A 13,201-nucleotide genomic window follows, 5' to 3' on the forward strand; every position below is an offset into this window, starting at 1 on the left:
GAGCGCATTATCTCCGATCTGGCAGGGCGCTGCTGGCGCGGGCCAATTTTGCACAGGTGTATGATGCCTGACGAAATCTACTTGCAATTTCATTGTCGATCTTTTATGGTGCGGCGCACCAGAATAGAAGAATGGTGCAATCTTGACGTCCGAAAATAAGAAAAGCAGCATCGCGGCGCTGACCCTGTCCGCCGTCGGTATCGTCTACGGCGACATCGGCACCAGCCCCCTCTATACATTACGCGCCATCTTCGACCCTGAGCATGGCCTGCCTTTGAGCACACCGAACATCCTCGGTGTCATTTCCCTGATTTTCTGGAGCCTGACGATGATCGTCTCGCTCAAGTACGTGACGCTGGTGCTGCGCGCCGACAACCGGGGAGAAGGCGGCATCATGGCCTTGATGGCGCTGGTGCTCCATTCCGTCACGCGCGCCTCGCGCTGGCATTTCCCCTTGCTCGTCATCGGCGTGCTCGGCGCCACCATGTTCTACGGCGACAGCGTGATCACGCCGGCCATTTCGGTGCTGGGCGCGATCGAAGGGCTGGAAGTGGCCACGCCCGGCATGGCCCATTACGTGGTGCCGCTGACCATCGTGGTGCTGGTCGCCTTGTACAGCGTGCAGCGCCACGGCACGGCCGGCATCGGCCGCTTCTTCGGTCCGGTCATGCTGGTCTGGTTCCTCAGCCTGGCCGCGATGGGGATCGTCAACATCGTCGAAACACCGGTGGTGCTGAACGCCCTGAATCCCTATTACGCCCTGCGCTTCATGCTCGAGAATAAATTCCTGGCCTTCGTCGCGCTGGGCGCCATCGTGCTGGCGGTGACGGGCGCCGAAGCGCTGTACGCGGACATGGGCCATTTCGGCAAGAAGCCGATCCGCATGGCCTGGTTCATGATCACGTTTCCGGCGCTGACGCTGAACTACCTGGGCCAGGGCGGCCTCTTGATCGCCGACCCCACCGCGATCGAGAATCCGTTCTTCCACCAGCTCGGCACCTGGAGCGTGATTCCGCTGGTGATCCTGTCGACCATGGCCGCCGTGATCGCCTCGCAGGCGACGATTTCCGGCACCTATTCGATGACCAAGCAGGCGATTGCCCTCGGCCTGTTGCCGCGCATGCGCATCCTGCACACCTCGGAAAGCGAAATCGGCCAGATCTACATTCCGGCCGTGAACTGGCTGCAGCTGTGCGTGGTCCTGCTGGCCGTGATCGGCTTCGGCTCTTCCGAAAAGCTGGCCGGCGCCTACGGCATCGCCGTCACCGCGACCATGATGGCGACCACGATTTTGACCTTTTTCGTCACGCGCTACCGCTGGCACCTGCCGCTGGTGGTGTGCATCGGCGCCACCGGCTTCTTCTTCACGATCGACGTGATGCTGTTCTCGTCGACCACCTTGAAACTGTTCCACGGCGGCTGGTTCCCGCTGCTGCTGGGCTCGATCCTGCTGACCGGCATGCTGACCTGGAAACGCGGCCGCGAACTGGTGTTCGAGAACCTGGAAAAGCATGCCATCCCGCTCGACGCCTTCCTGCAGTCGCTGTTCGTGGGCCCGCCGCTGCGGGTGCCCGGCACCGCGATCTTCCTGCGCGGCGAGACCGATGGCGTGCCGCATGCGCTGCTGCACAACCTGCTGCACAACAAGGTGCTGCACGAGCGCGTGGTGTTCCTGACGGTGCGCATCCGCGAGGAACCGTGGGTCCCGCTGGAAGAGCAGGTCGAAGTGGTCAAACTGGGCCACAACTGCTTCCAGCTGAACGTCGATTACGGCTTCAAGGACGAGCCCGACATTCCGGGCGTGATGCACCATTGCGCCAAGCACGGCCTGCCGTTCGAGATGATGGAGACCTCGTTCTTCATCGCGCGCCAGACCGTGATCTCGGCGCCCGGAGGCGGCATGGCGCCGTGGCGCGAACACCTGTTCGTGACCATGTCGCGCAATGCGCGCGCCGCCGCCGACTACTACCAGATCCCCAGCAACCGGGTCATCGAGCTCGGCACGCAAGTGACGATCTGATTACAAAAGCGGGACAAAAAGCGGACAGTTCAGGCAGCACGTATCCGGTAAGGTGCGTTGCTGCTGAGTTCGCATGCATACCTTTTCCCCTTTTTTTCGACTCTACCGATGCACATGAAATCGACCATCCTGGCCGCCGCCTGCGCGGCCGTACTGAGCCTGACCGCCTGCGGCGGCGGCGGCGACAACGACGGGAGCGGCATTGTCGTTGCCAGCCCGGCCACCCTGCTCGTGACCGACAGCGTCGTCGGCAGCGGCGCGACCGCCACCGCCGGCAAAGCCCTGACCGTCACCTATACCGGCTGGCTGTACAGCACGAGCGCGCCGGGCAACAAGGGCATGCAGTTCGACAGCGGGACCATCGGCTTCACGCTCGGCAAGGGTTCCGTGATCCCGGGCTGGGACCAGGGCCTGGTCGGCATGCAGGTCGGCGGCAAGCGGACCCTGTCGATTCCGGCCAGCCTGGCCTACGGCGCCAGGGGCAGCGGCGCGATTCCGCCCAACGCCGGCCTGGTGTTCGACGTGGAGCTGCTCAAGGTCGAATGAGGCGCGCGCGATCGCGCGCACACCTGAGATAGCGCAGATGGCGCGGCTGGCCTTTTCGACATCATTGGCGTTCCGCTAACGATTCCGGGGCCGTTCATGCTGCTGCGCACTTTTTTGCTCGCGTCCGGTCTGCTCGCGTCCGGTCTGCTCCGGGCGCCCTCTGTCGCCGCGCGCCCTCTGCGCTGGCTGCTGGCCGCGCAGCTCTTGCCCTGCCTGCACACGGCGGCGCTGGCGCAGGCCACCTATACCATCGTGTTCGGCCCGGAAAACTCGACGCCGTCGGCGATCGACAACGCCGGCCGCATCGCCGGCCAGTTGGCCGGGCGCGCCTTTGTCTGGGACGGTACCGCCATCCTCGACATCGGCACGCTGGGCGGCGAATCGGGCACGGCGCTGGCCCTCAGCAACAATGGCTACGTCACCGGCAGCGCCGCCCGGCCCGACGGCAGCAGCCACGCCTTCCTGTACCGTGCCGGCGCGCTGCGCGACATCGGCCAGCTCGGCGTGGCCAGCAGCGGCAACGGCGTCAATGCACGCGGGCAGGTGGCCGGCACCTGGGTCGATGCGGCCGGCGAAAACCACGCCTTTTTGTACAGCGACGGGGTGGCCCGCGATATCGGAGACCTGAGCGGCAGCCCCGGCGGCGGTTCGGCACGGGCCACCGGTATCAACGCGGCCGGCGAGGTCGTCGGCTCGTCCTTCCTGCCCGGGTTTACCGCCTTCCACGCCTTCCTCTACCGCGACGGCACGCTGCGCGACCTCGGCACCCTCGGCGGCCCGTCGAGCGCGGCCGCCGCGATCAACGACGCCGGCCAGGTGGCCGGCACCAGTTTCATCGACGCCGACATCGAGCACGCCTTCCTGTACAGCGAGGGCGTGATGCGCGACCTCGGCTCGCTCGGCGGCGCCGTGACCGAGGCGCGTGGCCTCAACCAGGCGGGCATGGTGGTGGGCTTCTCGACCTACGCCGGCGACGTGCCGGGCATCGATTTTTCGAGCGCCTTCCTGTACCGCGACGGGGCGCTGCGCGACCTCAATCTGCTGGTCGAGCGTCCCGGCGTCTGGACCCTGCTCGACGCGGTCGGTATCAACGATGCCGGGCAGATTGCCGCCTATGCCTGCACCGCCTTTGGCGACTGCCGCGCGGTGCGGCTCGACCCGGTCGCGGCCATTCCCGAGCCGCAGCCGGCTGCACTCTGGCTGGCCGGCCTGGCCGGCCTCGGCATCGCGGAGGCGGCGCGCAGGCGCAGTGCGGGCGCGCGGCGGCGCACACCCCGCAAGGCGCGCGTGTTCGTTTTTCCTACGTATTAGCGCAGCATGTCGATGTGCATGATGCCGTCTTCGTCATAGGGCGCGGAGACGGTGTCGAAACCGAAGCTTTGATAAAAGGCTTCCAGATATTGTTGGGCGCCGATGCGGATGCGATGGCCCGGATGCAGTCGTTCGGCATACGCGATGCCGTGCGCCAGCAATTCGCGCCCGACGCCGCCGCCGCGCGCATCGTTGGTGGTGAGCACGCGGCCGAGCGACATTTCCGTGTATTTCGCACCCGGCGCCAGGCAGCGCAGGTAGGCGACCAGCACGCGCCGGCCGCCGATGTCGCGCCAGCCGAGCAGGTGGTGGGCATCGAGGTCATAGCCGTCGATGTCGGGATACAGGCAGGCCTGTTCCAGGATAAAAACTTGCTGGCGCTGGGCCAGGACTTCGTACAGCTGGGCAGCGGTCAGGTCCGCGAAGCTGCACCACTGCCATTCGATGGAAGGTGTTGTTTGCATGAGGGGATAGGTGTCAGGCGGCAGTCTCGAAGCCTTCGAGCACGTTGACGACGTTGATACCGACATCGGCCACCGCATAGCCGCCCTCGAAGACGAAGGCGGTCGGCAGGCCGAGCCAGGCGATGCGCTCGCCGATGCGCAGGAAGTCGCTGCTTTGCAGGGTAAAGCCGGAGATCGGGTCGCCGGCATAGGCGTCGACGCCGAGCGAGACCACCAGCGCCTCGGGGGCGTAGGCGGCCAGTTTGATGCAGGCCGTCTCCAGCGCCGCGAACCAGTGTGGCGCGCTCGAACCGCGCGCCAGCGGCAGGTTCATGTTGTAGCCGAGCCCCGGTCCGGCCCCGGTTTCGTCCGCGTGGCCGAGGTAGAACGGGTATTCGGTGCGCGGGTCGCCGTGGATCGAGACGAACAGCACGTCGCTGCGGCCGTAGAAAATGCTTTGGGTGCCGTTGCCGTGGTGGTAGTCGATGTCGAGGATGGCGACGCGCCTCACACCGTCGTCGAGCAGGTGCTGGGCCGCCAGCGCGGCATTGTTCAGGAAGCAGTAGCCGCCGAAGAAATCGGCGCCGGCATGGTGGCCCGGCGGGCGGGTCAGGGCGAAGCTGCCGCGCTCGCCCAGGCGCAGCGCATGGGCCGCGTTGATGGCGCAGTCGGCGCCGGTCCTGGCCGCGTTCCAGGTGCCCGCCGTCAGCGGCGTGCCGCTGTCCATCGAATACAGGCCCAGGCGCGCCGTGAAATTCTCGGGCTCGACGTCGTCGCGCAGGCTGCGGATCGGCCATACCGAGGGCAGCGCGTCCTTGCCCGCGTTGGCCGGGTCGAGCGCGAGCCAGTCGCTCCAGGCGCTGCGCAGGAAGTGCAGGTAGCGCGGGGTGTGGATCCGCTCCAGCGACACCAGCGGCGCGCGGTGCGGGGTGACGATCTCGCCGAGGTTGCGGCGCTGGAGTTCGGCCAGCACCAGGTCGGCCCGCTCGGGCTTTTCATGACAGGGCACCATCTCGCCGCGGAAGCATTCGAGCTGCCCGCGGTGCTGGGCGTGGTGTTCGTTATAAAAAGTGAGCAAAGGCGGTCCCGGGTGCGCTTATGGATTACCGCACAGTGTACTGCTGTTATAGGCGGCAACGAACTCGTCGAAGCCGACCCGGTCGGCGCCCTCGATGATGGCCTGCTCGGCCAGCGACGCGGCCGCCTGTTCGGCGAACGCCGCTTCCTCGGCCGGCATCAGCGGGCTGGCGCGGAAATAGGCAGCGTGCAACTCGCTTTGGCGCAAACCAAACGCGGCCGCCGAGCCCAGCGCGCGCACTTCTTGCAGCACCCGCGCCGATGGCGTTTTGGCGGGATCGGCGATCTTCGCTTTTTGCTGCGCCAGCGCCGCCTCGTGCACGCCGGACTCGTTGTGCTCGGTGTCGAGCAGGCGCGCCAGCGGGCGGATCCGCTCGATCAGCTCGTCGGCCCAGGCCTGCAGCGGCACCTCTTCACCGTCGCGCGTCAGGGTCAGGCCGGGACGGCGGCCTTCCTTCACGGTGCGGGCGAAATTGCGGGCGTGCACTTGCCCTTCGGCGGCGCTCAGCAGCGGGCTCTCGTCGAGTGCGCAGAACAGCAAGAAGGCGTCGAGGAAGCGCCCGGTTTCGACGGCGATGCCGATCGGCTCGAACGGGTCGACGTCGAGGCAGCGCACCTCGATGTACTGCACCCCGCGGTTGCACAGCGCCTGCACCGGCCGCTCGCCGGTGCGGATCACGCGCTTCGGACGGATCGTCGAATAGTATTCGTTCTCGATCTGCAGCACGTTGGTCGACAGCTGAACCCATTCGCCGTCCTTCTTGGTGCCGATCGCCGCGTAGGGGGCGTAGGGGCGGTTGACCGCGTCCATCAGGCTCGTCACATAGCTTTCCAGGCTGTTCTCGTGCGGACGCAGGCCCGACTGGGCATCGTTCTGGTAGCCCAGGTCGCTCATGCGCAGGCTGGTCGCATACGGCAGGAACAGGGTGTCGTCGGACAATGTCTCTAGCGTATGCGCCCGGCCGCGCAGGAAGCTCGTCGTCAGCGCCGGAGAAGCACCGAACAGGTACATCAGCAGCCAGCTGTAGCGGCGGAAGTTGCGGATCGTCGCGAAATAACTTTCGGACTGGAAGTCGCGCAGCGCATTGCGGCGTTCTTCAGGAATGCCTTCGTGCTCGCGCAGCACCTGCCACAGCTGTTCGGGCAGCGAATAGTTGTAGTGGATGCCGGCGATGCACTGCATCGCCTTGCCGTAGCGCAGGGCCAGGCCGCGCCGGTACACGTGCTTGAGCATGCCGAGGTTCGATTTGCCGTACCAGGCGATCTCGATGTCTTCCTCAGGCGGCAGTTCGCCCGGCATCGATTCGCTCCACAGCATCTCGTCGCCCAGCTTCGCATACGCGAAACGGTGGATCGCGTCGAGCCGGTGCAGGGCCAGGCCGATGTCGTGTTCGGCCGGCGTGATGAATTCGAGCAGCGCTTCGGCGTAGTCGGTCGTGATTTGCGGATGGGTCAGCGCCGAGCCGAGCTGGACCGGATGAGGCGTGCGCGCGAGCTGTCCCTGGCGGTCGATGCGCAGGGTTTCGCGTTCGATGCCGCGCAGGCCCTGGCCGAGCAGGCCGCGATGGGCGTCGTCGTCCAGCAGGGCGAGGCGACGGGTCAATTGGTTCGACACGGGTGTTTCCTTTCTTATACTGCTCTATCGATTGGTGCAGAGAGTAACCGAAAATCCGACAGCGCGTCGGCGGCCGGTCAATTTTCCGATGGGGCTGGCCGGCGGTTGAAAACGGCAGGAAGCGGGCCTCAATCGGCCGCCGCTGCAGCAGGTTCGGCAACGCGGAGGACAGGCGCAGGCGGCAGCGGGAACCCGCTGTCTACCTTGCCGGCCGCGCCCGGGACCTTGGCGGCGGCGGGTGCCGGCGGCTTGCCCGGCGCACCCGCCGAGCCCGCCGCAACGGGCGCGGACGCGGGTTTCGGCGCGGGTGTGGCGGCGGGCGCAGGAGCGGACGCCGGCGCGGACACCGGCGCCGCTGGCGCCGCCGACTCCTTGCCCGCCGCCTTGTCGACTGGTTTGGCGGGCGCGGGGACAGGCGCCTTGGCAGGCGCCGGGTCCGCTGCGCTGCCCGTCTTTTCGGCAGCCGGCGGCGCTGCCGGCGGGGCCAGCTGCGCGGACAGCCACTGCGCCATTTCGCGCTCGAGCAGCGGCAGCGGCAGCGCGCCATTGCCCAGCAGCGCATCGTGGAAGCGGCGCAGGTCGAAGCGCGCGCCGAGCGCATTCTGGGCCCGTTCGCGCAGCGCCTGGAAGCGCAGCTGGCCGGCCTTGTAGCTCAGCGCCTGCGCCGGCTGGGCGATGTAGCGGTCGACCTCGATTTCGTTATCGAGCGGGGCGTTGGCAGTATGCGTGTTCAGGTAGTCGATCGCCTGGGCCCGCGTCCAGCCGAGCGCGTGAAGTCCGGTGTCGACCACCAGCCGCGCGGCGCGGAACATGTCGTCGTTCAGGTGCCCGAACTGCGAAAACGGATCGCGGAAAAAGCCCAGTTCCGGTCCCAGGCCCTCGGCGTAAGTCGCCCAGCCTTCGCCGAAGGCGTCGTCCCAGCGGTGGCGGCGAAATGCCGGCAAGTCGCGCAGCGCCTGGGCCCGCGCGACCTGCAGGTGATGGCCGGGCAGCGCCTCGTGCAGCGCCAGCGTCTCGACCTCCCACAGCGGGTGGGTCGCGAGGCGCTCGGTATTGACGACCAATGCCGCGCTGCGCTGGGGCGTGCCGGCTTCGTAATACGCCGCCACCTGGCCGGCCGCGCCTGGCTGGCCGAGGCGCTTGACGCCGATCGGGTCAAGGGGAATCGTGCCGAACAAGGCCGGCACGGCCGCGTTGGCGCGCTCGATGGCGCGGCGGTAGCGCGCCAGCAGCGCCTCGGCATTGCGCGGGAACAGGCGCGGGTCGCTGCGCGCAAACGCGAGGAACTGCGGCAGGGTGCCCTGGAACCCGGTGCGCCGGATCGTCGTCTCCATCGCGGCGCGGATGCGCGCCACCTCCTGCAGGCCGAGCGCATGCAGTTCGGCCGGCGTCTGGTCGCCGCCGGTGGCGCGCCGGGCCAGGAAAGCGTAATAACCGAGGCCGCCCGGCAGGCTGCTCGCGGCCAGCGACTCGCGCGCGGCCGGCAGGTAGTCGGTGCGCACGAATTCTTCGAGCTTGCGCAAGGCCGGTGCGGCGCTGTCGCGCAGCGCGGCCATGCCGGCGGCGACCAGTTCCTCGCGCAGCGGGGCTTCCAGCGTGCCCGGCATCCGTTTGAAGGGTGCCGCCAGCGGGCCGTCGGGCAGCTTGTCGCGCATCGCGCGCAGCAGTGCGGGCACGCCGCGCACGCTTGCCCTGGGCGCCGTCCAGCCGGTGCGCATGCCTTCGCGCATTTGCTCGATCAGGCCGTCGGCATGCGCCGGCAGCGCCTGCAGGCGGGCGATGTAGTTGCGGTAGTCTTCTTCGTTCTCGAAAGGTGTTTGCGCCACCAGCCGCGGCAGGCGCACATGCAGGCCGTCCCAGGCGGTGAGCGGCTGCGGGTCGAAGGCGTGGAAGGCCAGCAGGGCAAGCTGGCGCTCCTTGTCGGCGATGAACAGGTCGAGCGACAGCTGTTCCTGCGGGCTCAAGCCGTCGCGCTCGATGGCGCGGGCTTCCTCGAGCATGGTTTTCGCGACCTCGCGCGCGGCGCGGCTGGCGGCGAGCGAGGTGTCGGACAGGCGGGCGTTATGGCGCCGGTCGCCGAGCGTGGTGGCGTATTCGGGGTGGGTTTGCAGCTGCCACTGCCAGTCGCGCTCGAACAAGCCCGCCGCCTGCCCGGACGCGCCACGGGCCAGGCCGTGGAACAGGGCGGTGAACAGGAGCAGGAGGGCGAGAAGGCGTCGCATCGGCAGTCAAGAGTGGCGGAAGGGCCATTGTAACAAGCTGTGCCGAATCCCGCGCACGGGGCGATGCGGAGGCGGTCTACCCTCTGCGGCCGCCGCTGACCCGTTCGATGCCGGCCAGGTCGCGCCAGCTTTGCACTTCCGTGTAGCCGGCCGCGGACAGCAATGTCCGCACCGCCTCGGCCTGGTCGTAGCCATGTTCGAGCAGCAGCCGGCCGCCCGCCTCCAGGTGGGCCGCGGCGCCGCCGACGATGATGCGCAGCGCCGCCAGGCCGTCGGCGTGGTCCGTCAGCGCGCCGGCCGGCTCGAAGCGCAGGTCGCCCTGGGCCAGGTGGGCGTCGCCGGCCGCGATATACGGCGGGTTCGAGACGATCAGGTCGAAGCTGTCGTCGCCCAGCGCCGCGAACCAGTCGCTGCGCAGGAAGCGCACCTGGGCGCCGTTGGCGGCCGCATTCGCGCGCGCCACCGCGAGCGCGGCCTCGCTGACGTCGAGCGCGGTGACGTGCGCGTCGGGCCGGGTGTGGGCCAGGGCGACGGCGATCGCGCCGCTGCCGGTGCCCATGTCGAGCAGGCGGCCACCCGGCGCCAGGCGCTCGAGCGCCAGCTCGACGATCAATTCGGTATCGGGACGGGGAATCAGCACGTCCGGGCCGACCTGGAACGGCAGCCCGAAGAATTCGCGCTGCCCGACGATATAGGCGATCGGCTCGCCCTGCAGGCGGCGCGCGACCAGCGCCGACAGCTGCGCCGCTTCTTGCTCGCTCAGCCGGCGCTCGGCGCCCGTGATCAGCCCGACCCGGGTCAAGCCCAGCACGTGGCAGAGCAGGATGCGGTTTTCCAGCGGGTCGAGCGGCAGGCCGGCCTGCAGGGCGCCGACCGTGGTCCCGGCGTCGATGTTCATCGGGCGCGGCGCACCAGCACCCACACCAGCGCCAGCGTCAGCAGCACGAACCAGACGGCCGACCACTGCGGAACCGACAGCCCGAGCAGGGTATCGCCCGCGCTTTCGCACAGGCCTTCGGCGCGGAACATCCACGGCATGAGTTCGGCCGTCGGGATTTTGTTCAGCGTCGTTTCCATCGGATCGATACCGCAGGAAAAGCCCGGATTGGCCAGCACATATAAATGCTTGCCGACCACGCCCAGCCCGCCCAGCGCCGCCAGCAGCGCGACGCCGGCGCCGGCGCGCAGCTTGCCCGACAGCGCCCCGGCCAGGGCGGCGATGCCGATGCCGAGGAACAGGTAGCGCTGGATCACGCACAGCGGGCAGGGCAGCATGTCTTTCGCGTGCTGCAGGTAGAGGGCGGCGCCGATCAGGGCGAAGCAGATGAAGGAAATGGCCAGCAGGGCGGAACGGGAACGTGGCATCTCGATAAGGCTTTCGTGGTCAGGATGGCAAAACGGCAAAACGCGATTCTCGCATACGGCCGCACAACGCGGCTGCCGTATTTTCACATTGGCAATGCCCAGCAGGCTGAGGGCGCGCTTAATCGCCCAGTGCCGCCAGCAGCTCGGCCTGGTGCTCGGCCGCCAGCGCATTGGTCAGCTCGGTGAGGTCGCCGTCCATAATGAAATCGAGTTTATACAGCGTCAGGTTGATGCGGTGGTCGGTCAGCCTGCCCTGCGGGAAGTTATAGGTGCGGATGCGTTCGCTGCGGTCGCCCGAGCCGATCAGGCTCTTGCGGGTCGCCGCCTCCTTCGACTGCTGTTCGCGCAGCTGCACGTCCTTGATGCGCGCCGCGAGCACTTTCATGGCCTGCGCCTTGTTCTTGTGCTGGCTGCGGTCGTCCTGGCACTCGACCACGATTCCCGTCGGCAGGTGGGTAATGCGTACCGCCGAGTCGGTCTTGTTGATGTGCTGGCCGCCGGCGCCGGAGGCGCGATAGGTGTCGATGCGCAGGTCGGCCGGGTTGATGTTCACGTCCTCGACTTCGTCGGCTTCCGGCATCACGGCGACCGTGCAGGCCGAGGTGTGGATACGGCCCTGGGTTTCGGTGGCCGGCACCCGCTGCACGCGGTGCCCGCCCGACTCGAACTTGAGTTTCGAATACACGCCGTTGCCGATCACGCGCACGATGACTTCGCGGTAGCCGCCGAGGTCGGAGGCGGACTCGGAGACCATCTCCACCTGCCAGCGGTTGCGTTCGGCAAAGCGGGTGTACATGCGCAGCAAATCTCCCGCGAACAGGGCCGACTCGTCGCCGCCGGTGCCGGCGCGGATTTCAAGAAAAATGTTGCGCTCGTCGTTTTCGTCCTTCGGCAGCAGCATTTTCTGCAGGTCGAGGTCGAGCTCGGCCAGGCGCGACTTGGCCGATTCGATCTCTTCCTGGGCAAATTCCTTCATGTCCGGATCGAGCAGCATCTCCTGGGCGGCGGCGATGTCGCCGTTGGCATCCTGGTACTGCCGGTAGAGCGCCACCAGCGGACTGAGTTCGGCATGCTCGCGCGTCATTTTCCGGTAGTGATCCATGTTGGCGGTCGCGCCTTCATGGGTCAGCAGTTCGTCGAGTTCGACCAGGCGGTTGGCCAGTTGGTCCAGCTTGGCCAGCATCGATGGTTTCATAGGATCAGGGCAATAAAATGTTCAGGAAGGCGCAGGGGCGCCGGGACGCGCCGCAGCGGATGCGGGCGCACTGCGGGATGGACGGCGCTAACGGCGGCCGCGGAACAGCTGCGGCAGGAGGCTGGCCAGGCGCGCGCGCTCGTCGCCCTGGGCACGGTGCAGCGCCTGTTGCGGGCCGTGCAGGAATTTCGCCGTCAGACCCTTCGACAGCGCTTCGAGCACCGCCTCGGCATCTTCCCCGCGCGCCAGCAGGCGCCGCGCGCGCTCGAGCTCGGCCAGGCGCAGCGCTTCGCTCGACTCGTGCAATTCCTGGATCACCGGCACCACGGCGCGGTCGCCGACCCAGCTCATGAAGGACTGGACCCGGCTGTCGATGATGGCTTCGGCCTGGGCGACGGCGGCTTGCCGGCTCTCCATGCCGGTTTGTACCACTTGCGCCAGGTCGTCGACGGTGTACAGGAAGACGTCGTCGAGGCGGCCGACTTCGGGCTCGATGTCGCGCGGCACGGCGAGGTCGGCCATGAAGACCGGGCGGTGGCGGCGCGCCTTGATCGCGCGCTCGACCAGCCCGAGACCGATCAGCGGCAGGGTCGAGGCGGTGCAGGAGACGACGATGTCGAAGCTGGCCAGCTGCTCGGGCAGGTCGGCCAGGCGCATCGCGCGGCCGTTCAGGCGCGTGGCGAGCGATTCGCCGCGCTCCATGGTGCGGTTGGCGATGGTGATCGATTTCGGGTTGTGCGCCGCGAAGTGGGCCGCGCACAGCTCGATCATCTCGCCGGCACCGATGAACAGCACATGTTGATCGGAAATGCGATCGAAGATGCGCTGCGACAGGCGTACCGCGGCGGCGGCCATCGAGACGCTGTTGGCGCCGATGGCGGTGGTGGTGCGCACTTCCTTGGCCACCGCGAAGCTGCGCTGGAACAGCTGGTGCAGGTAGGTACCGAGGCCGCCGGCCTGTTCGGCGGTGCGCACCGCGTCCTTCATCTGGCCGAGGATCTGCGGCTCGCCGAGTACCATCGAATCGAGGCCGGAGGCGACACGAAACGCATGGCGCACGCAATCGCCCTGCGGCAGCATGTACAGGTGGGGCCGCAGTTCGGCGAAATTCAGGGCGTGGTAATGCGCCAGGAACTGGGCCGAGGCGTCGAGCGGCTCGGGCACGCTGCTCGCGGCATACAGTTCGGTACGGTTACAGGTGGACAAGATCGCCGCTTCATCGGCCCCGCGCTGGGCGCCATCGCCGAAGCGGCCGAACCATTCGCGCGCCGCGCCCACCGCGCGGCCGAGCTGCTCGGGGCCGAGCGCCAGCTGCTCGCGCAGCGAGACCGGTGCGGTCGTGTGGTTCAGGCCAACGGCGAGCAGTTGCATTCTTGGGAAGAAAGGAGGGCAGCGTATATGCCCATT

Annotated in this window: 11 protein-coding genes; 3 read left to right on the forward strand and 8 right to left on the reverse strand. The window is 67.8% G+C overall.

Annotated features, from left to right (window positions below):
• Positions 1–142 precede the first annotated feature (142 nt).
• From ACFPAH_RS01850 to ACFPAH_RS01860, 3 genes are all read left to right on the forward strand, one after another.
• Positions 143–2,020, forward strand: coding sequence for a potassium transporter Kup (locus ACFPAH_RS01850; protein WP_379739758.1), 1,878 nt, complete (start codon positions 143–145; stop codon positions 2,018–2,020).
• A gap of 114 nt (positions 2,021–2,134) precedes the next feature.
• A complete protein-coding gene (locus ACFPAH_RS01855) occupies positions 2,135–2,566 on the forward strand; it encodes an FKBP-type peptidyl-prolyl cis-trans isomerase (RefSeq protein WP_379739761.1) in 432 nt (143 codons plus the stop codon).
• 96 nt (positions 2,567–2,662) lie between these two features.
• The gene (locus ACFPAH_RS01860; protein WP_379739764.1) at positions 2,663–3,877 is read left to right on the forward strand and encodes a hypothetical protein; all 1,215 of its coding nucleotides are present in this window, start codon (positions 2,663–2,665) and stop codon (positions 3,875–3,877) included.
• Here ACFPAH_RS01860 and ACFPAH_RS01865 read toward each other — a convergent pair.
• From ACFPAH_RS01865 to hemA, 8 genes are all read right to left on the reverse strand, one after another.
• Positions 3,874–4,341: a GNAT family N-acetyltransferase gene (locus ACFPAH_RS01865; RefSeq protein WP_379739767.1), complete on the reverse strand. Its 468-nt coding sequence runs from the start codon at positions 4,339–4,341 to the stop codon at positions 3,874–3,876. The genes ACFPAH_RS01860 and ACFPAH_RS01865 overlap by 4 nt on opposite strands.
• A gap of 13 nt (positions 4,342–4,354) precedes the next feature.
• A complete protein-coding gene (locus tag ACFPAH_RS01870; RefSeq protein WP_379739770.1) occupies positions 4,355–5,398 on the reverse strand; it encodes a histone deacetylase family protein in 1,044 nt (347 codons plus the stop codon).
• A gap of 18 nt (positions 5,399–5,416) precedes the next feature.
• The gene (gene gshA, locus ACFPAH_RS01875; protein ID WP_379739773.1) at positions 5,417–7,012 is read right to left on the reverse strand and encodes a glutamate--cysteine ligase; all 1,596 of its coding nucleotides are present in this window, start codon (positions 7,010–7,012) and stop codon (positions 5,417–5,419) included.
• A 128-nt stretch (positions 7,013–7,140) separates the two neighbouring features.
• Positions 7,141–9,234 carry a DUF885 domain-containing protein gene (locus ACFPAH_RS01880; protein ID WP_379739776.1) on the reverse strand — a complete coding sequence of 698 codons (2,094 nt, stop codon included), beginning with the start codon at positions 9,232–9,234 and terminating at the stop codon, positions 7,141–7,143.
• Between the two features lie 76 nt (positions 9,235–9,310).
• Complete coding sequence (gene prmC / locus ACFPAH_RS01885) at positions 9,311–10,132, reverse strand: peptide chain release factor N(5)-glutamine methyltransferase (protein WP_379739779.1); 822 nt, start codon at positions 10,130–10,132, stop codon at positions 9,311–9,313.
• Entirely contained in the window at positions 10,129–10,599 is a 471-nt protein-coding gene (locus ACFPAH_RS01890) for a disulfide bond formation protein B (protein WP_379739782.1), read from the reverse strand. The genes prmC and ACFPAH_RS01890 overlap by 4 nt, the downstream gene beginning before the upstream one ends.
• Before the next feature lie 118 nt (positions 10,600–10,717).
• On the reverse strand, positions 10,718–11,794 hold the full coding sequence (gene prfA / locus ACFPAH_RS01895) for a peptide chain release factor 1 (RefSeq protein ID WP_379739785.1): 1,077 nt from the start codon (positions 11,792–11,794) through the stop codon (positions 10,718–10,720).
• Between the two features lie 87 nt (positions 11,795–11,881).
• The gene (hemA, locus tag ACFPAH_RS01900; protein ID WP_379739788.1) at positions 11,882–13,165 is read right to left on the reverse strand and encodes a glutamyl-tRNA reductase; all 1,284 of its coding nucleotides are present in this window, start codon (positions 13,163–13,165) and stop codon (positions 11,882–11,884) included.
• Positions 13,166–13,201 lie beyond the last annotated feature (36 nt).

The organism is Massilia sp. GCM10023247, assembly GCF_042653325.1.
In the GTDB taxonomy this organism is placed as follows: Bacteria; Pseudomonadota; Gammaproteobacteria; order Burkholderiales; family Burkholderiaceae_D; genus Telluria.

What these genes read in the sequence shown, in the direction of transcription:
- ACFPAH_RS01855 (WP_379739761.1), top strand. Translation starts at nt 2,135, where the DNA reads ATGAAATCGACCATCCTGGCCGCCGCCTGCGCGGCCGTACTGAGCCTG.
- ACFPAH_RS01880 (WP_379739776.1), bottom strand. Translation starts at nt 9,234, where the DNA reads ATGCGACGCCTTCTCGCCCTCCTGCTCCTGTTCACCGCCCTGTTCCAC.
- ACFPAH_RS01865 (WP_379739767.1), bottom strand. Translation starts at nt 4,341, where the DNA reads ATGCAAACAACACCTTCCATCGAATGGCAGTGGTGCAGCTTCGCGGAC.
- hemA (WP_379739788.1), bottom strand. Translation starts at nt 13,165, where the DNA reads ATGCAACTGCTCGCCGTTGGCCTGAACCACACGACCGCACCGGTCTCG.
- ACFPAH_RS01860 (WP_379739764.1), top strand. Translation starts at nt 2,663, where the DNA reads ATGCTGCTGCGCACTTTTTTGCTCGCGTCCGGTCTGCTCGCGTCCGGT.
- prfA (WP_379739785.1), bottom strand. Translation starts at nt 11,794, where the DNA reads ATGAAACCATCGATGCTGGCCAAGCTGGACCAACTGGCCAACCGCCTG.
- ACFPAH_RS01890 (WP_379739782.1), bottom strand. Translation starts at nt 10,599, where the DNA reads ATGCCACGTTCCCGTTCCGCCCTGCTGGCCATTTCCTTCATCTGCTTC.
- prmC (WP_379739779.1), bottom strand. Translation starts at nt 10,132, where the DNA reads ATGAACATCGACGCCGGGACCACGGTCGGCGCCCTGCAGGCCGGCCTG.